The 18,630-nt window shown below is 70.5% G+C and carries 17 protein-coding genes; 16 read left to right on the top strand and 1 reads right to left on the bottom strand.

The genetic code is table 11. The features are described 5' to 3' along the window. Positions 1–342: 342 nt before the first annotated feature. Genes H4O22_RS00770 through sucB form a run of 3 tightly spaced genes read left to right on the top strand, consistent with a single transcriptional unit; the run spans position 343 to position 4,068 of the window. Positions 343–1,311: a thiamine pyrophosphate-dependent dehydrogenase E1 component subunit alpha gene (locus tag H4O22_RS00770; protein ID WP_182525233.1), complete on the top strand. Its 969-nt coding sequence runs from the start codon at positions 343–345 to the stop codon at positions 1,309–1,311. After that, entirely contained in the window at positions 1,308–2,315 is a 1,008-nt protein-coding gene (locus H4O22_RS00775; RefSeq protein WP_182525234.1) for an alpha-ketoacid dehydrogenase subunit beta, read from the top strand. The genes H4O22_RS00770 and H4O22_RS00775 overlap by 4 nt, the downstream gene beginning before the upstream one ends. Before the next feature lie 10 nt (positions 2,316–2,325). After that, positions 2,326–4,068, top strand: coding sequence for a 2-oxoglutarate dehydrogenase, E2 component, dihydrolipoamide succinyltransferase (sucB, locus tag H4O22_RS00780; protein ID WP_182525235.1), 1,743 nt, complete (start codon positions 2,326–2,328; stop codon positions 4,066–4,068). Positions 4,069–4,085: 17 nt separating this feature from the next. Here the strand turns inward: sucB and H4O22_RS00785 are convergent, their stop codons facing one another. Continuing rightward, positions 4,086–4,703, bottom strand: coding sequence for a TetR/AcrR family transcriptional regulator (locus tag H4O22_RS00785; RefSeq protein ID WP_182526857.1), 618 nt, complete (start codon positions 4,701–4,703; stop codon positions 4,086–4,088). 330 nt (positions 4,704–5,033) lie between these two features. Between H4O22_RS00785 and H4O22_RS00790 the strand changes: the two genes are divergently transcribed. The 13 genes from H4O22_RS00790 to H4O22_RS00850 all read left to right on the top strand — a co-directional run bounded on the left by H4O22_RS00790 (position 5,034) and on the right by H4O22_RS00850 (position 18,608). Further along, positions 5,034–5,630, top strand: a complete 597-nt coding sequence (locus H4O22_RS00790) for a hypothetical protein (protein WP_182525236.1) — start codon at positions 5,034–5,036, stop codon at positions 5,628–5,630. Between the two features lie 68 nt (positions 5,631–5,698). Further along, a complete protein-coding gene (locus H4O22_RS00795; RefSeq protein ID WP_182525237.1) occupies positions 5,699–6,709 on the top strand; it encodes a cyclase family protein in 1,011 nt (336 codons plus the stop codon). Positions 6,710–6,774: 65 nt separating this feature from the next. Further along, on the top strand, positions 6,775–8,367 hold the full coding sequence (locus H4O22_RS00800; protein WP_182525238.1) for an acyl-CoA synthetase: 1,593 nt from the start codon (positions 6,775–6,777) through the stop codon (positions 8,365–8,367). An 11-nt stretch (positions 8,368–8,378) separates the two neighbouring features. Then, the gene (locus tag H4O22_RS00805) at positions 8,379–9,935 is read left to right on the top strand and encodes a class I adenylate-forming enzyme family protein (RefSeq protein ID WP_182525239.1); all 1,557 of its coding nucleotides are present in this window, start codon (positions 8,379–8,381) and stop codon (positions 9,933–9,935) included. Positions 9,936–9,988: 53 nt separating this feature from the next. After that, complete coding sequence (locus H4O22_RS00810) at positions 9,989–11,026, top strand: sugar ABC transporter substrate-binding protein (protein ID WP_182525240.1); 1,038 nt, start codon at positions 9,989–9,991, stop codon at positions 11,024–11,026. A 144-nt stretch (positions 11,027–11,170) separates the two neighbouring features. Further along, the gene (locus H4O22_RS00815; protein ID WP_182525241.1) at positions 11,171–12,613 is read left to right on the top strand and encodes a sugar ABC transporter ATP-binding protein; all 1,443 of its coding nucleotides are present in this window, start codon (positions 11,171–11,173) and stop codon (positions 12,611–12,613) included. Positions 12,614–12,692: 79 nt separating this feature from the next. After that, on the top strand, positions 12,693–13,625 hold the full coding sequence (locus H4O22_RS00820) for an ABC transporter permease (protein WP_182525242.1): 933 nt from the start codon (positions 12,693–12,695) through the stop codon (positions 13,623–13,625). Further along, complete coding sequence (locus H4O22_RS00825; protein WP_182525243.1) at positions 13,622–14,458, top strand: SDR family NAD(P)-dependent oxidoreductase; 837 nt, start codon at positions 13,622–13,624, stop codon at positions 14,456–14,458. The genes H4O22_RS00820 and H4O22_RS00825 overlap by 4 nt, the downstream gene beginning before the upstream one ends. 1 nt (position 14,459) lies before the next feature. Beyond that, positions 14,460–15,461, top strand: coding sequence for a zinc-dependent alcohol dehydrogenase (locus H4O22_RS00830; protein ID WP_182525244.1), 1,002 nt, complete (start codon positions 14,460–14,462; stop codon positions 15,459–15,461). Positions 15,462–15,545: 84 nt separating this feature from the next. Further along, on the top strand, positions 15,546–16,331 hold the full coding sequence (locus H4O22_RS00835; RefSeq protein WP_182525245.1) for an SDR family NAD(P)-dependent oxidoreductase: 786 nt from the start codon (positions 15,546–15,548) through the stop codon (positions 16,329–16,331). Then, entirely contained in the window at positions 16,328–17,023 is a 696-nt protein-coding gene (locus H4O22_RS00840; RefSeq protein ID WP_220451236.1) for a nitroreductase family protein, read from the top strand. Before H4O22_RS00835 ends, H4O22_RS00840 begins: the two co-directional genes overlap by 4 nt. After that, a complete protein-coding gene (locus H4O22_RS00845; RefSeq protein WP_182525246.1) occupies positions 17,020–17,796 on the top strand; it encodes an acetoacetate decarboxylase family protein in 777 nt (258 codons plus the stop codon). The genes H4O22_RS00840 and H4O22_RS00845 overlap by 4 nt, the downstream gene beginning before the upstream one ends. Before the next feature lie 32 nt (positions 17,797–17,828). Further along, positions 17,829–18,608: an acetoacetate decarboxylase family protein gene (locus tag H4O22_RS00850; protein ID WP_182525247.1), complete on the top strand. Its 780-nt coding sequence runs from the start codon at positions 17,829–17,831 to the stop codon at positions 18,606–18,608. The last annotated feature ends 22 nt before the right edge of the window (positions 18,609–18,630 follow it).

The raw sequence follows: 18,630 nt of genomic DNA on the forward strand, positions 1-18,630 counted from the left end.
CTGCCCACGCCGGGGTCGTCCAGAGCAGAGAGGGCCGCACCGAGGTGGTCGGCGAGTCCCGCCATCACGCCGATCTCTGCTCACCTGTCCGACCCGACGAGGTGCTTACGTGCTCCGCCAGCGCGACCAAGATCGGCTGGCGGGCCTCTTCCCACCTTCGACACGGACGAGACCGTGCGGCACGGGCTCGAGAGCCTCGTGCGGCGGTGGTGCTGCCGGCGATCTGAGGGGTCGGGTCGCGGCGGTGGAACGGCCCCTTGCGCTCATTGTCAGGGGCGGAACGCTGTGGCATCCTTCACACACCGACCGACCGAGCGGTCGGTCTGTCACGGAGGAGTCGGCGTGAGCGGCGAGAGCACCCCGGAGAGCGCGTCTCGAGAGCAGACCCAGGTGGAGATCTACCGCAAGGTGGTGACCATCCGCTTCGCGGAGCTTCGGATCCGAAGTCATGTGGAGAAGGAGGGGTTCGGCGGCTTCTGGCACCCGGGCATCGGCCAAGAAGGCCTCCAGGCCGGCGCGATCGCCGCCATGCGACCCGACGACTATCTCTACTACGCGCACCGCGGTCTGGGCTACGCCTATGCCAAGGGGATGGACCTGGTGGAGCTCTTCAGCGACCTGCTCGGGCGCGCCACCGGCAGCACCCGCGGCAAGGGCGGGGGCACCGTCCACTTCGCCGACGCCGAGAAGCACGTGCTAGGCCAGGGCGGCACGCTCGGGTCCAACTTCGTGATGGGCGCCGGTACGGCGGTCTCCTCGCAGCTTCTTGGGGACGATCGGGTGACCGTGGTCTTCTTCGGTGACGGGGCGTCCGGCCGCGGGACCTGGCACGAGGCGGCGCTGCAGGCGTCGGTCTGGAAGCTGCCGGTGGTCTGGATCTGCGAGAACAACGGCTGGGCCCTGTCCGCGCGGTTCGAAGACCAGAGCCCCACCGAGCACGTCGCCGACCGCGCCCCGGCGTACGGCATGCCGGGCGTGATCGTGGACGGACAGGACGCGATGGCGGTCCTGGACGCGACGAGCGAGGCCGTCGAGCGCGCCCGCCGTGGCGAGGGCCCCACCCTGATCGAGGCGAAGACGCTGCGGATCCGCGGCCACTACGAGGGTGACCGTCAGCCGTACCGGGCCGATCCGGTGCTCGGCGACGAGATCCCGAACGACCCGGTGCACCGTCTGGGGGAGGGCATCCCCGACGAGGTGCGGCGCACCATCGACGCCGAGGCCCGCCAACTGGTGGAGGAGGCCTTCGACGCTGCCCTCGCGGCACCGAAGGCGGACACGTCGGTCATCTTCGAGGACGTGTGGGCATGAGTGCGGACGTGACGGTCCCGAGCGGTCGGGTCATCGGCTACGGCCGGGCCATCAACGAGGCCTTGGCCGAGGAGATGAGGCGCGACGACCGGGTCTGGATGATGGGCCAGGACATCGGCCGGATGGGCGGTGTCTTCGGTGTCACGCGGGGCCTGCAGGACGAGTTCGGGTCGATGCGGGTCCGTGACACCGCCATCAACGAGACGTTCATCGTGGGCGGTGCGGCCGGCGCCGCCCTGGCCGGCACCATCCCTGTCGTCGAGCTCCAGTTCGCCGACTTCCTCTTCACCGCCGCGGACGAGATCTTCCACAAGCTGGCGAAGTGGCGCTACATGCACGGCGGCCAGTTCACGATGCCCGTGGTCGTCCGGCTTCCCACTGGCGTGGTCGGCGGAGCGGGGGCCGAGCACTCGCAGAGCCTCGAGACGATCGCCATGCATGTCCCCGGCTTGAAGGTCGCGGTCCCGGCGTCGCCCGCCGACGCGAAGGGGCTGCTGAAGTCGGCGATCCGCGACCCCAACCCGGTGCTGTTCTTCGAGCACAAGGGCCTCTATCGGGTGAAGGGTCCGGTCTCGGACTCGCCCGAGGACCTGGTGCCGTTCGGCGTCGCCCGCGTGGCCCGTCAGGGCACCTCGATGACCGTGGTCGCCACCGGCCTGATGGTCGACCGGGTCCTCGAAGCCGCCGAGCAGCTCGCGCCTCGCGGCATCGAGCTCGAGGTCATCGACCCACGGACGCTGGTGCCGCTCGACATCGACACGGTGGTCGGCTCGGTCGAGAAGACCCACCGGCTGATGATCGTGCACGAGGCCTCCCGCACCGCGGGCTTCGGCGCGGAGATCGCAGCACAGGTCCAAGAACGAGCGTTCTTCGCGCTCGACGCTCCCGTCTGGCGGGTCTGCGGCACCGACACCCCACTGCCCCAGGACCCCGACCTCGAACAGGCCTGCATCCCGTCCACGGACGAGATCGTCACCGCGGCCCTCGCGCTCGCGGCCATCTAGGAGATCCGTCATGGCGCAAGTGCTGATGCCCCGACTGGGCGTCTCGGTGACCGAGGGCACCGTCTCCAGCTGGCTCAAGCAGATCGGCGACACCGTCGAGGTGGGCGAGCCGATCTGCGAGGTGGCCACCGACAAGGTGGACACCGAGATCGAGAGCACCGTGGCCGGGGTGCTCACCGAGCAGCTGTACGCCGAGGACGAGGTGGTCCTGGTCGGCGAGCCGCTCGCGACCGTCGTCGGGTCCGACGAGGCCTCGGACCCGCCCCCGCCGGTCGTTCCGGACGAGCCGGCGCCGGTCGTCCCGGAGCCGGCCGCCGGCGACGACCCAGCGCCGGCTCCTGAGCCCGCGCCTGCCCAGCCGGCAGCAGGGGTCCCGCACGACGCGCTCGTCCTGATGCCCCGGCTGGGCGTCTCGGTGATCGAGGGCACCGTCTCCAGCTGGCTCAAGCAGGTCGGCGACACCGTCGAGGTAGGCGAGCCGATCTGCGAGGTGGCCACCGACAAGGTGGACACCGAGATCGAGAGCACGATCGCCGGGGTCCTCGCCGAGCAGCGGTACGCCGAGGGCGAGACCGTCCAGGTCGGTGAGCCGTTGGGGGTCGTCACCGAGGACGGCACGCTGCCGTCCACCGCACCGACGGGCCCGGCGGTCACGCCTCCTGCTGCCACCGCCGCCGCACAGGACACGACGCCGTCGGCCTCCGCCGGCCCCACTACCCCCGGCCGACCGGTCGCGCTGCGGCCGGGCCCCTTCGACCACGAGGAGCAGGCCCGGCGCGTGCTGGGAGGACTGGCCCGCTCCGGCCGGCCGGCCGCCTCCCCGGGCGCAAGGCGCCTCGCCACGGAGCTCGGCGTGGACCTGGGATCCGTGACCGGGACCGGGGGAGCCGGCCACGTCACCCGCGACGACGTCCAGAAGCACTCGGAGCGTCCGCAGGTGCCTGCTCCGACCCCGGCGCCGGTTGTCGCTGCACGTCCGGCGGTCGAGCCGGTGCCCGAGGTCGAGAAAGGGGCAGGAGGGCTGCCGCTCGGCTACGAGGACGTGCCGTACGACGAGGTGGTGACGAGTCGGATCCGCCGGGTCACCGCGGAGCACATGACGCGCTCGCGCCGTACCGCGGCCCACATGACCACCGAGGTGGACGTGGACCTCGGCATGCTGACCGACGTGCGCGTCCGGCTGAACCGCCAGCGGGCCGGTGCCGGCCAGGGGAAGCTGTCGTTCCTGCCGTTCGTCGCCCGCGCCGCGTGCGCTGCCCTGCTGGAGCACCGCGACCTCAACGCGACCTTCGAGACCCACCGGCTGCTGCGGTGGAACGAAATCAACCTCGGCATCGCGGTCGACACCCCGCGCGGGCTCATGGTGCCGGTGCTACGCGGGGCGCAGCGGATGACGGTGGAGTCGCTCGGCGAGGGCATCACGGACATCGCGGGCCGGATCCGCGACGGCAAGCCTGGCCCGGACGACTTCCGGGCCGGCACCTTCACGATCAGCAACCCGGGGTCGGTCGGTGCTGTCTCGGCGCCGGCGATCATCAACCAGCCCCAGGTGGCGATCCTCGGGATGCCGACGATCGTCCGCAGGCCCTGGGTGGTCATGCTGCCCGACGGGCAGGAGACGATCGCCATCCGGCCCATCGTGCGCCTGGCGCTGACGTTCGACCACCGCGCGGTGGACGGCGCGGACGCCACCCGGTGCCTCGTGGACATCCGGCGGCGCCTCGAGGCCTGGGACGTCGACGACTACCGCTGAACTCTTGCGTGCTCCGGTCACCCGGGCAGGGCGGCTCGCGGCGTCGAGAGCGCCGGGAGCTGGTCCGTGCCGAGCCCGTAGACGAGGTAGTTCCAGAACTGGTAGGCCAGCTCGCGCGACCGCAGCCTGCCGTTCGGCCGGTACCACTGGTAGGCCCAGTTGCACATGCCGAACATCGCGAGCGCAGCCAGGTGGGGGTCGGTGGGGCGGAGCACCCCGGTCGCGACGCCCTCGGCGATCAGGTCCTCGACCACCTTCTCGTAGCGGTCGCGCTTGACCTTGATGGGGCCGCGCGCCTCGGGAGGAAGCTCCCGGTGGTGCTCGAAGAAGACCCGCACGTGGCCGCGATGGGTCTCCATCAGCTCGAGGATGTCTGCCATCACCTCGAGGAGCAGCTGCTCCGGACGGAGCCCGGTGTCGAGGCGGGCCTCGTGCCGGTCGATGAGGAGGTCGATGAACTCCTCGTGGATGGCGTGAAGGATGTCGTCCTTGCTGGGGAAGTAGTGGTAGAGCGTCGGCTTGGCGACCCCCACCTCCCGGGCGATGTCGTCCATCGTCGTGCTCGAGTAGCCCGTCTTGTCGAACAAGCCAGCTGCCAGCGTCACGATCTGCTGGCGTCGCTCACCCGACGACATCCGGCGCCGAGCAGCCCGATCAGCGGTCTTCACCCTGTGTTCCCTCCTCGAAGCGGACCCGAACGGCACCCGCGGCAGGCACCTTAGTCGGAGGCGTACCTAGCCAACCGAACCGACTGTACGGTCGGGCTCGCTGCGCTGTCGAGGCCCCGTGCGGGTCACCCAGATTGTCGTGGGACAAGTCACCGACCCCCGCCACGCGGAGGATTAGCCGCCGAAACCCTCACATTAGTGATGTCGGCCACCTCAATCCCTTGACAGTGTGACGGAGGTTACCTACCGTCCATTCTACCGAACCGACCGACGAGTCGGATGGATAGGAGCGGCGACATGACCGGCGCGCAGACGATGTCGTTCGGCATCGAGCAGACGAGCAGCGGTGAGACCGTGCTGGTCGATCGTGCGTGCGGCTCGTGCGCCGCCTGTCTCGCCGGCTCCTCGCTGCACTGCTCGGCTCCGCTCGCGAACGGTCGCGTCCTGACGGCTCCGGTCCCGGCACAGTCGGCGAACGAGCTGCTGAGCGCCGTGCTCGCTGCCGCGGCGCTGGCCGAGGCGCCCGAGGCGTCGACCGTCGTGGTGGTGGCGACGGAGTCGACGCCGCTCGCTGTGGTGGTCCGGACGGCGACGCGGGCACGCGTGCTCGTCACCCCCGACCTGGCCGATGCCGGCCTGCGAGCCGAGCTCGCCGACCTCGAGCCGTCCGGTCGTGCCCGGGTCGTGGTCGCCGGCACCGACGCCCGCGCTGCGGTCAAGGCCGTTCGGCGCGGTGGCCATGTCTGTGTGGGCGACGCGACGGCCACGATGCCCAGCGTCACCGAGCTCGTCCAGCGCGAGGTCACCCTGGTGGCCCCGCGAGACGCCGCCGCGGTCCTCGCGCGGATCTCGTCGGCGGACTGGTCCGCCGCCGTGGACGCCGCAGCCAGCTAAGTCGCCGCCCGTCCCTCGCGCTTCTCGAATCCACCACCAGTCATCCACACCAGCAGGAGGAAACCAGCATGGGTCGCACCGCAGACGGTCAGTGGTCGGAGGAGTGGACACCCCCGGTCTTCTCGATCGACGCCAACGGCAAGGTCATCGGGTACGTCAACGACCGCACCCCGAACAACTGGGGTCGCTGGGGTGACCTCGACGAGAAGGGCACGGCGAACCTGCTGACGCCCGAGCGCGTCGCCGCAGCGGCGAGGCTCATCGAGACCGGCAAGGTCGTTAGTTGTGCGATCCCGCTCGACAGCACCGGCCCCGTACACCCGACGCGCACCGGCGTGGTGCACCTGTACGGCTACACCGGGTCCGACTTCGTGGCGGGCACCAAGGCCGGCCAGGACTATCCGAACTTCCAGGGCACCGACGACTACATCTTCATGCCGCTGCAGGGCAGCACCCAGTGGGACGGGCTCTCTCACTTCTTCTACAAGGACACGATGTTCAACGGCTTCTGGATCGGCAACGTCGAGTCCTACGCCGGCGCCCGTCGGGGGTCCATCCACCAGATGAAGGACACCCTCGTCGGTCGGGGCGTGCTCCTGGACATGCCCAAGTTCAAGGGCGTCGACCGGCTGCAGCCCGGCTACGGCATCACCCCCGAGGACCTCGACGCCTGCGCCGAGGCCCAGGGTGTGCAGGTCGGCGAGGGCGACATGCTCGTCCTCCGCACCGGTCACGTGCCGTGGTACTACGAGCTCAAGAACAAGATGGACTACTGGGGCTCCGCCCCCGGCATCACCCGCGCGGTCGTCGACTGGCTCGCCGAGAAGGACGTCGCGGCGCTCGCGATGGACAACATCGCCGTCGAGGTCGAGCCGCACGAGGAGCCCTTCGAGCACGTCTACCCGCTGCACGCCCGCCTGATCCGCGACCTCGGGCTGACCCTCGGCGAGGTGTGGTGGTTGGAGGACCTCGCCGACACGTGCGAGGAGCTGAACCGGTACGAGTTCTTCCTCTCCGCTCCGCCGCTGAACGTGACCAACGCGTCCGGCTCGCCGGCGAATCCGGTCGCGATCTTCTGAGCCATCCGGTCGACCGACCCCGCTGGCCCGACCGCTCCAGCACCAGCGCTTCCACGAGGTAGGACATGCACTCCACACAGCACGACAGCGAGCTGCTCCGCAGTCGCCGGCTCGTCCTGGGCGAGATCCTGGCCCGCAACGCGCGCCGCTCCCCCGAGCGCACGGCGTTGGTCTTCGAGGACTCCTCGCTGACCTTCGGCGAGCTGGACACCCGTGTCAACCGTCTCGCCAACGCCCTAGCCGCTCGCGGCGTGGGTCGCGGCGACAAGGTGGCTGTGCTGATGTACAACCGCCTCGAGGTCGTCGAGTCGTTCTTCGCCTGCCAGAAGCTCGGTGCCTGTCCGGTCCCCGTGAACTTCCGCCTGGCTCCGAGCGAGCTCGCCTACATCCTCGAGGACTCCGACTCGGTCGCCGTCCTCACCGACGAGCAGCTGGTCACGCTCGCCCTGGAGTCCACGGCCGGCCTCGCCTCGGTGCGCTTCGTCGCCACGACCGGCGAGCCCGGCGAGGGTGCGCAGGACTACGAGGCACTGGTCGCCGGTGGCGCACCGGACGCACCGGGCGTCGACGTGCACGAGGACGACCTCGCCTTCCTCATGTACACCTCCGGCACGACCGGGCGCCCCAAGGGGGCGATGCTCACCCACCAGAACCTGGTGTCCAACACGATCAACTGGATCCTGGAGATGGAGGCCCGGCCGGGCGACAGCTGGCTCTCCGGCCTGCCGCTCTTCCACATCGGCGGGGTCAACGGGCTGCTGCCGTTCGTCTACCTGGGCGGCACCTGCATCATCACGCCGTCGACGAACTTCGACCCGCAGGAGTCGCTGCGGCTGCTCGACCTGCACAAGCCGACCATGTGCTACTTCGTGCCGACCCAGTGGCAGCAGATCTGCTCGCTGCCCGAGGCGGCCGAGATCGACACCTCAGCCCTGCGCCGCGCACTGTGGGGCGCCTCGCAGGCCCCTCCCAGCACCCTCGAGCTGCTGCTGACGACGTTCCCCACGGTCGGCATCGTCAACGCGTTCGGGCAGACCGAGATGTCGTCCAACACCTGCTTCCTCAAGGCCGACGACGCCGTGCGCAAGATGGGCTCGGTCGGGCTGCCGGCGGTCAACGTCGAGGTCCGCATCGTCGATGATGACGGCAACGACGTCGCCGTCGGTGAGGTCGGCGAGATCGTCTATCGCGGCCCCACCGTGATGGAGGGGTACTACAAGTCGGAGCAGGCGACGGCGGAGGCGTTCCGCGGCGGCTGGTTCCACAGCGGCGACCTGGTCCGCCAGGACGACGAGGGCTTCATCTACGTCGTCGATCGCGTCAAGGACATGATCATCAGCGGCGGCGAGAACATCTACCCCGCTGAGGTGGAGCGCGCCGTCGAGCGGCACCCCGCAGTGCGCGAGGTCGCCGTGATCGGTGTCCCGCACCCCCGCTGGGTGGAGACCCCGGTCGCGGTCGTGGTGGCCGACGGTGAGGAGCATCCCGAGACGTCTGCGGTCCTCGAGTTCCTCAAGTCGGACCTCGCGTCGTACAAGAAGCCCTCCGCGGTGGTCTACGTCGACGAGCTGCCTCGCAACGCCTCCGGCAAGATCCTCAAGCGCGACCTGCGTGAGAGCTACTGGGAGATGTTCGCCGAGACCGGACCGACCGAATGACCAGGCCGGACGTGGCCACGAGGGTCGACGCGCGGGGCATCCCTCACTACGACGTCCCGCTGCCGGTCGACCTGGTCGACATGCTTCGCCGGACCGTCCGGAGCCGCGGGGCGCACCCCGCGTTGATCACCGCCGAGGAGCGCCTCACCTGGCGGGAGCTCGGTGCCGAGACCGAGTCGCTGGCCCGACGACTGTCCGGCGCCGGGGTCGCCCCGGGCGACCGCGTCGCCGTGCTGGCCGGCAACGGACTGCCCTTCACTACCGCGGTCTTCGCCACCTGGGCGGCGGGCGCCGTCGCCGTTCCCCTGAACTTCCGGCTGACCGGCACGGACCTGGCCGTGCTGCTCGGCGACAGCGGTGCCCGGATCCTGCTCGTCGGCAGGGGGATGGCAGACCTGGCGGCGGCGGCCGTCGACACGGCCCGCACCCGACTCCTAGTGGCGCACGTCGACGACGGGGGTCGCTTCCTCGCCGGTGACGTCGAGGGTGAGCTGCCGGCAGCGACGCCGGGCGGGGAGGCGCCCGCCGCGGTCATGTACACCTCGGGCACGACCGGCCGACCCAAGGGCGTGGTGATCAGCCACGGGAACGCGCTCCAGAACGCCGTCACCTGCACCGAGGTCATCGGGCGCGAGCCCGGGGACGTCGAGCTGGTGATGGTCCCGCAGTTCAACATCACCGGCCTCTGCTCGCAGACCGTGCCGGTGGCCATGATCGGCGCGACGGCGTACCTCCTGGACGGCTTCGACGCCGCCAAGGCGCTGGACGCGATCGGAGATCACCACTGCACGTCCACCGTGGGGGCGCCGACCATGTGGTGGCGTCTGCTGGAGCAGGCCGACGTGCAGGGGCGCGACGAGCTGGGGGCCCTGCGGCTGGCGCTGTTCGGCGGCGCCCCGATGCCGACGTCCCTGCTCGCCCGGATGCAGGTCGCCATGCCTCAGGCCACCCTCGGCAACGGCTTCGGCATGACCGAGACCTGCTCGATGATCACCTACGTCGGCGGGGACGACGCGGTGCGGATGCCGCACAGCGTGGGTCGGCCGCTGCCGCTCACCGAGCTGCGCCTGCTGCGACCCGGCACGCGCGAGGACGCCGCTCCGGGTGAGACCGGCGAGATCGTGGTTCGCGGCGGCCAGGTCGCCCTCGGCTACTGGACCTCCGAGGGCATCGTGCCGTTGACCGACGCGGAGGGCTGGGTCGCCACGGGAGACGCAGCGGTCCTCGAGGACGGCTTCGTGGTCCTGCGGGACCGGCTCAAGGACGTCATCAAGCGTGGCGGCGAGTCGGTCTTCAGCTTCGAGGTCGAGAACGTCCTCTACCAGCACCCGGGCGTCCTGGACGCGGCCGTCGTCGGCGCACCGGACGAGCAGTACGGCGAGCGCGTCGTCGCCCACGTGGTCGCCAAGCCCGGGCACGACCTCGCGCCGGAGGAGGTTCGCGACTTCTGCCGCGAGCGCCTCGCCCGCTTCAAGGTGCCCTCAACGGTCGAGATCCGAGATGACCTACCGCGAAATCCCGGCGGCAAGGTCGTCAAGTCCCTGCTCCGCAGCAGCGCCGAGAACTGATCGATCCCCACCCAACGCCTGATCCACCCATGCTTGTGAAGGAGCACGGAATGATGAAGCGCACCATTCGCCTGACGGCGTTCGCCCTCGCCACCAGCCTCGCCCTCGTCGGGTGTTCCATGGGCGACGACGACAAGCCGGACAGCAGCGGCCCCAACGACAACAGCGCGGAGAGCGGCTCGGCCGGGGGCCCGGTCGAGGACCTCTCGGTCGGCTTCGTCGCGGTGAACCTCAACTCCCCCAGCATCAACGGCATCAAGGACCAGTTCGTCAAGGCCGCCGAGGACAAGGGCTGGGACGTCGAGGTGTTCGACGGGCAGGGCGACCAGGCGGCGACGAACAACGCGGCCAGCGACTTCATCAGCCGCGGGGTCGACGTCATCGTCAACAACTCCTCGCCCAACGCGCAGATGACGGGGGTGATGAAGGAGGCCGACGCCGCCGGGATCCCGTTCGTCTCGATCTACGGCGGCTTCGTCGAGGGTGTGGACGCCGAGATCGGCACCAACGAGTTCGCCAACAGCTCCCTGATCACCTCGGAGATGGTCAACCGCCTCGACGGCAGCGGCCGCGTGGTCAAGCTCAACTGGACCGTGCTGCAGGCGCTTCGTGACCGCGACGCGGGCTTCAAGGCGGTCGTCGGCGAGAACCCCGGCATCGAGGTCGTGCGCGAGATCGAGGTGAAGGTCCCCGGACAGGTCGAGGACTCCTACGACCAGCTGACGAACATCCTGCAGTCGGACAAGGACATCGACGCGATCTGGCTCGGATGGGACGAGCTGGCTCCTTCCGCCGTGCGGGCCATCACGGAGGCGGGACTGGAGGACAAGACCTTCGCCGTGGGTTTCGACGGCAACGCGTTCGCCTGGGACCTGATTCGCGACGGATCGCCGTATGTGATGGAGCCCGCCAACCCCTTCCCGCTCATGGGTGGCAAGGCGGTCGAGACGATCGAGACGATCGTCGGCGGCGGTGAGCTCGCCAGCAAGGTGATCTACATGAAGCCCTGCCTGATGACCGTGGACACCGTTCCGGCCGAGGGCGAGGAGCCCGACTGGGAGAACTGCCCGTTCTTCCCCGGCGACCTCTGAGTCGACCTTCCACCACCACCGAGGCGACAGGCACCTGACGTGACGAAGCACAACGAGCCGGGGCGGGCTCCCGCCCGCCCCGGCCCGCTCCTGGAGGTCCGAGACGCAGTCAAGGACTACCCGGGGACGCGGGCACTGGATCACATGGACTTCTCCCTGCAGGCCGGGGAGGTCCACGCTCTGCTCGGCGAGAACGGCGCGGGCAAGTCCACCCTCATCAAGGCCTTGGCGGGCGCCCTTCAGCTGACGTCGGGAACCATCGTCATCGACGGCGCCGAGGAGGACATCCGCAACCCTCAACGGTCGCAGGCCCTCGGCGTCTCCGTCGTCCACCAGCACGGCAACCTGGTTCCGGAGCTCTCCGTGACCGAGAACGTGCTGATGGTGCAGGGCCTCGGCCGCCGTGCCGGGCTGCTCGTCTCCTGGAGCACTGCCCACCGGCGAACCCGCGAGCTGCTGGAGCGGGTGGGCCTTCCCCACCTGGACCCGCGCCGCGAGGTCTCGACCCTGGGAGCGCATGAGTCGGCGATGGTGGCGGTGGCCAAGGCGCTCGCCAGCAACGCCCGCATGATCGTCCTCGACGAACCGACCACCTCGCTGCAGCCCGGCGAGGTCGACACGCTGTTCGCGCAGATGCGTCGTCTGGCCGAGGAGGGCATCGGGTTCATCTTCGTCACCCACCGCCTCAACGAGGTGTTCAAGGTCTGCGACCGGATCACCGTCATGCGGGACGGCGCCCTGGTCGGCACGTGGGATGCCCCGGAGCTCGACCACGACTCGCTGGTCGACCACCTCGTCGGCGCGGAGAAGGACATCGCCCACGACGCGTTCACCGCCACCGCCGAACCGGGTGAGGTCGTGCTGGAGGTGCGCGGGCTGCGGGGCGACGTCCTGCGCGGCATCGACTTCGTCGCACGGGCCGGCGAGGTCGTCGGCGTCGCGAGCCTGCCCGGCGAGGGCGCCGGCGAGGTCGTGGAGTCGCTCTACGGCATGTGCAAGGCCCGGGGTGAGGTCCTCATCCGGGGCGAGGACAAGAGGATCCGGACGCCCCGACAGGCGGTGTCGGCCGGCATGGCCCTCGTGCCGCGCGATCGGCTGGGCCAGGGCCTGGTCCCCGACCTGTCCATCCGGGAGAACGCGACCCTGGCCAGCACGAAGTCCTACACGACCGACCCGGTCCTGCGCCTGATGCGCAAGGGCCGGGAGCGCCGCGAGGTCGCAGAGGTGATGTCGCGACTGAGCCTCAAGAGCGGTGGCCTCGAGGCCGAGGTCCGCACGCTCTCGGGTGGCAACCAGCAGAAGGTCGTCATCGGGCGCTGGCTGCTGCGGCAGGCGGACGTCTACCTGCTCGACTCGCCCACCGCCGCGGTGGACGTGCACACCAAGGCCGAGATCTACGGCCTCGCCCGCAGCCTGGCCGACAACGGCGCAGCGGTGATCTTCACCTCCACCGAGCTCGAGGAGTTCGTCCGGGTCTGTGACCGGGTCCTCGTGCTGCACGACGGGGAGCTCGTCGGCGAGCTCGTCGGCGAGGCCAACACCGTCAACTCGATCATGCGACTGTCCTTCGGGAGGAAAAGTGTCTAGCCCCACAGCAGTGGCCGAGTCACCCCAGGTGACCGGCCCACGTCGGCAGAGGTCGACGAGCGACCGCCTCATCGACTTCGTGAGTCGCTACGGGACCATCGTGAGCCTGGTCGCCTGCATCGCGATCTTCAGCCTCCTGAAGCCCGACGTCTTCGCCACCAGCCAGAACTTCTTCAACGTGCTCAACCAGGTGTCGATCCTGGGCATCATCGCCCTCGGCCTCACCGTCGCCCTCGTGCAGGGCCTCTTCGACCTCAGCCTCGCCGCCATGGCCACCCTCGGCGGATTCCTCGCCTGCAAGTGGCTGTCGGAGGGCACGATCAGCAGTCCGGTGCTCGCCGTGCTCGCGGTGCTGGGGCTGGCCCTGCTGATCGGGGCCTTCAACGGCGTCGTGGTGGCCTACGGCGGCGTGTCGGCGTTCATCGCGACCCTCGCGGTCGGGTCGATCCTCACCGGCCTGGTGCTCGGCGTCTCGGACTCCCAGACGATCCTCTCCGGCATCCCGGACGGGTTCCTGATCATGGGGCAGGGCGAGATGGGTCCGATCCCCATGCCCGTCGTCTTCTTCGCCATCGTGGCCCTCGTGCTCTACGTCTTCCTGGAGCAGACCCAGGTCGGCCGGCACATGTACGCGATCGGTGGCAACGCCGAGACCGCCCGTCTCTCGGGCATCCCCGTGAAGCGGTACGCGCTGATGGCTTTGGCCATCTCCGCGGCCTGCGCCGCGCTGGGCGGCATGATCGTCGCCGCGAACCTCGGGGTCGGCCGCCCCCAGGGCGTCGGTGAGACCTACCTGCTCGACTCGTTCGCGGCTGCCTTCATCGGTGCCTCGACGCTGCGTCCGGGCCGGTTCCACATCATCGGCACGGTCATCGGCGTGCTGCTGATCGGCGTGATCAACAACGGCCTGTCGATCATGGGCGTCGAGACGTTCTGGCAGTACGCCGTGCGCGGCATGATCCTGCTGCTCGCCGTCTTCGCCGCCAGCTTCCTCGGGATGAGGCGTCGATGAATCCTCCTCGTGACGGTCGCGTCGTCGTCGTCACGGGCGGAGCCCGGGGGGGCGGGATGGGGCGCGCGATCGCGGAGTCCTTCCTGCGTCTCGGCGACACGGTCGTCCTCTCGGACGTCGGGGCCCCGCTCGACAGCCACCCCGACTACGAGGTCGCGCCGCCCGACCACCTGCGGCAGGCCGCGGCCGAGCTCGCCGAGCTCGGCCCGGTCACCCCCGTGGCGTGCGACGTCACCAGTGAGGACCAGGTCACGGCCCTGTTCGAGGCCGCGGTCGTCGAGCACGGGCGCGTCGACGTGCTCGTCAACTGCGCGGGCCTGGCCATCGGCCTCTCGCCCGTGGCCGAGCTGTCGCTGCGCGACTGGCGGGTCAACCTGGACGTGATGGCCACCGGCGCCTTCCTGTGCGCCCGTGCGGCCGCGCGTTTGATGGTGCCGCAGGGGAGCGGTCGGATCATCACGATCGCCTCGCAGGCTGGCAAGACCGGCATGCCGCTGCTGGCGGCGTACTCCGCGGCGAAGTTCGCGGTGATCGGGCTCACCCAGAGCATGGCGGCCGAGCTCGGCGAGCACGGCGTGACCGTCAACGCGATCTGCCCGGGCACCATCGACACCCCGCTGCTAGCGGTGAAGGGCGGTGTCTACGAGACGTTCTCCGGAGCCGCCGGCCGCACCGAGGACGACTACCGGCGGCGTCTGGCCCGCCAGATCCCCGCCCGACGGTTCGGGACCCCCGAGGACATCGCGGCCGCTGCGGTCTACCTCGCGTCCGAGGGCGCGTCCTTCGTCACCGGTGAGGCGCTGAACGTCACCGGTGGGCAGGAGATGCACTGAGATGTCGTCGACCATGCAGGGCGTCGTCTTCCAGGGGCCGACGGACGTGCGCACCGCGCAGCTCGCCGTGCCTCCGGTCGGCCCGAAGGACGTGCTGCTCGACGTCGAGGCGTGCGGGGTCTGCGGCTCGGACCTCGCCTCCTACGCGCACGGCCACTACGTCGAGGCCGGGCAGGTGATGGGACATGAGCTCTCCGCGACCCTGGCGGCGGTCGGTGCGGACCTGGCCGGGCTGGAGGTCGGCCAGCGCGTCGCCGTCCGCCCGATGCGCTCGTGCGGCGCCTGTGCCTACTGCGCCGAGGGGGACCCGCACCTGTGCGGGTCCACGGCGGGCCGTTCGCTCGGGTACGGCGCGCAGGGTGCCTTCGCCCAGCAGCTGCACATCCCCGACGTCGAGGTCGGCCGCGACCTCATCCCCGTCCCGGGGCACGTCGACCCGTTCGACCTGCTGTGGGCCGAGCCGCTCGCGGTGGCGCTGCACGCCGTCCGGCTCGCGGGTGGAAGGGCGAACCGTCGGCTGCTCGTCACGGGGGCTGGCGCGGTCGGCCTCGCGGTGGCGGCGGCCGCGACGGCCGAGGGCATCGAGGTCGACGTCGTGGAGCCCGTGGCCGAGCGACGTGACGCCGCTCGGAGCCTCGGGGCGCGCGCGTGGTCGCCCGGCGAGCTCGTGGGGGAGTCGGCCTTCGACGCCCTGGTGGACGCCTCCGGTGTCCCTGTCGCGATGACGTCCGCGCTCCCGCTCCTGCTCCCGGCCGTTCCGGTGGTGCTCGTCGGCCTCAACGACTCGCCCGTCCCCTGGCCCGTCGGTGCCCACCGCGTGACCGGCTCGTTCGGCTATGTCGACCAGGACTTCGCAGACTCCGTCGACCTGATCGTCTCCGGCCGCGTCGCCCTCGCCGCGATGGTCACCCACCGCTACTCCCTCGCCGAGGCAGATCGGGCGCTGTCCGCCCCCCGGCCCGAGGACCACGTGGTGAAGGCCGCGATCGTCCCCACGGCCTAGCCCCCTTCCGCACCCCGTACGCCCCGCCCTCGATGGCGCCACCCGCGGAGCTCTCCTCCCGGCGCCTGCTAGGAGACACCACCCATGAACGCACCTTCCGACTCCGGCTCGGTCACCTTCGACCTCTCGGGCTCCCGGGTCTGGGTGACCGGAGCCAGCCGCGGCCTCGGTCGCGCGATGGCCCTCGGCTTCGCCGCCTCCGGTGCCCAGGTGGCGCTCACCGCCCGGTCCGCCGACGCCGTCAAGGAGGTCGCCGCCGACATCGAGGTCCTCGGCGGCAGCCCCCTCGTCCTCGTCGGCTCCGTCTCCGACGCCGACTCCGTCCAGCAGGCGGTCGCCACGATCCGCGCGGAGTGGGGCGGCCTGGACGCCCTGGTGAACTGCGCCGGGGTGAGCCCGATGTTCAAGCGGGCCGAGCTGGTCGAGGACCAGGAGTGGCGTCACGTCCTGGACGTCAACGTGACCGGTTCCTTCCTGTGCGCGCGGGAGGCCGGGAAGCTGATGCTGGACGACGGGGGCGGAGCGATCGTCAACATCTCCTCCATCCACGGTCAGGTCGGGATGGAGCGGATGGTCGCCTACTCCGCGAGCAAGGGAGCGGTCGATGCCCTGACTCGGACCCTCGCGCTGGAGTGGGCCGACCGGGGGATCCGGGTGAACACGCTCTCGCCGGGCTACTTCGAGACCGACATGACCGAGGCGCTGCGCGGACACAAGAAGTGGCGCGGGCACCTGCTCTCCAAGATCCCGATGGGTCGGTTCGGAGCCCCCGAGGAGATCGTCTCGGCGGCGTTGTTCCTGGCCTCCGACGCGTCGGGGTTCATGACCGGCGCGAACATGGTCGTCGACGGTGGCTGGACCGCCGCATGACCGCCGAGCAGTCGACCGTGGATGTCTGGGAGGCGCTCTACACGACGCGTGCCATGCGGCGGATGCGTCCTGAGCCGGTGCCGATGGCGGTGCAGGCACGGATCATGGATGCAGCGGTCCGAGCGCCGAGCGGTGGCGACAGCCAGGGGTGGCGGTTCCTCCTCGTCGACGACCCGGACGTCAGGCAGCAGCTGGCGGAGCCCTACCGGGAGTCCGTGCAGCTGCTCTGGCGCGGGCACTACGCCGCCCAGATCGCCGGCGCCGAGGCGGATCCGGAGGCCGAGGGCTCCCAGCGCTTCCGCAGGCTGCAGGCCAGCGTTCAGTACCTCGCCGACCACTTCGAGGAGGTTCCGCTGCTGTTCTTCGCCTTCTCGCGCAATGACCGCGACGGCAGCTCGACCTTCCCGGCCGTCTGGAGCGCGATGCTCGCAGCCCGCGCCCAGGGCGTCGGAAGCGCGATGACCAACGTGCTCGACATCTTCCGCCCCGACACCACCAAGGCGGTGCTGGGGGTCCCGCCCGACCGCGGCTGGAACCTGGCGGCGACCGTCGCGATGGGCTACCCGAAGGGCCGGTGGGACGTCGCCGCACGCCAGCCCGCCCACACGGTCACCTACCGGAACCGGTGGGGGACCGAGCCGGGTTTCTCGACCCCGGAGCCGCTCTGGCCGCCACAGGACGGACCGGCATGACGGCTGCCGGCGCCGCCTCGATGCCGGTGGCGGCCCCGCTGTACCCGCCCCCGCCGTACGAGTTCCGGGGGGCACGCCAGACGTGGGTCGTGTACGAGGCGGACGCCGACGCCATCGCGCCGTACCTCCCCGAGGGCGTGCGGCCCGACAGCGACCCGGCGGTGTGCGCGGCGTGGGCCTGCCACTACGCGACGTCGACCTTCGGGCCGTACCTCGAGGCGTACCTCGTGGTGCGCGTCGAGGTGGCGGGACAGCGCTACTGGTACCAGCCGGTGATCGTCACCGATGCGGAGGCTCCGATGGCCGCCGGACGTGAGCTCTGGGGCTACGGCAAGAAGTTGGCCCACCTCACGTGGTCGGGCCGCGAGGACAGTGGCCCCGGGACCGAGCAGCTGGTGATGACCGTCGAGCGTCCGCGAGGCGTGCGACTGATGACGTTCTCGATGCAGCCTGAACGCCTGATCACCGGCGAGGAGCTCACCTCCCTGCCGGCCGCCGAGATGCTCCCGACGCTGAGCCACCGGCTCATCCCCTCCTCGGAGACTGGACGTCCGCCCGTCGTCGACGAGCTCGTCGCGGTCGACGTGCGCGCGCGCTCGCACCGTGGCGCGGACGGGCGGCTCGAGCTGTGGCGCGGCCGCGGCGCGGTCGAGCTGGGCGCCGGCAGCGCCGCGGACCCGTGGCACGTCTTCGGACCGCAGCGGGTGCTGGACGCCTTCACCTCGCTGACCGACTTCACCCTGCCTCTCGGCCGGGTCGTTCCCCGCAGCTGAAGGTCCACCCGTCATCGAGCAAGGAGCACAGCATGGGCTACCGCCGTACGGCCGAGGAGATCGAGGAGATCCGCGCGACCCTGCGCGACGTCCAGTTCGTGGGCGGTGAGTCCCTCAGCGTCGACTTCCTGACCCGTCCCGAGATCGTCCGGGCGATCCTGCCTCGAGAGCTGGAGCCCGGGGACGAACCGCGCCTCACCGCGCAGGTCAGCCGCTGGCGCAGCAACTGCGTCGGCGACTTCGCCGCCTCCGCGATCTACGTCAGCGCCCGGCACGAGGGGGTGGCCGGTGACTACGTGCTGACGATGTTCATGGACAACGACATCCCGCTGCTCTTCGGCCGCGACCTGTACGGCGAGCCCAAGAAGATCGGCTCCTCCTCCCTCCACCGCAACGACGGACACATGACCGGTGTCCTGGAGCGCCGCGGGAACAGGCTCATCGAGATCGAGGCCGATCTCGGGGAGGACCGCGGGCCGACGGCGGTGCTCGGGAGGAACTTCAACGTCACGTACCGGCTGGCTCCCGACGGCAGCGCGCTGGTCGGCAGCCCGACGCTGATGATGGCCGAGTTCGACCAGCGGACCACCGTCTTCCGCAAGGGGCCCGCGACGCTCCGGCTCCTCGGGACCGTGCACGACCCGCTGGACGAGCTGGAGATCCTGGAGTCCCGGGACGCGGTCTACGTGGAGACGGGCATGAGGGCCAGCTGCGTGCCGGTGGCCACGATGGACGCCGGTGACTTCCTGCCGCTGGCCCTGGGCCGCTCCGATTTCTGGCCCGCACTGGTGACGGCCACGCTCCCTGCATGATGCGGTGGCTCGGCGTCACGCG

The sequence above is a fragment of the Nocardioides dongkuii genome (genome assembly GCF_014127485.1).
Lineage (GTDB): Bacteria > Actinomycetota > Actinomycetes > Propionibacteriales > Nocardioidaceae > Nocardioides > Nocardioides dongkuii.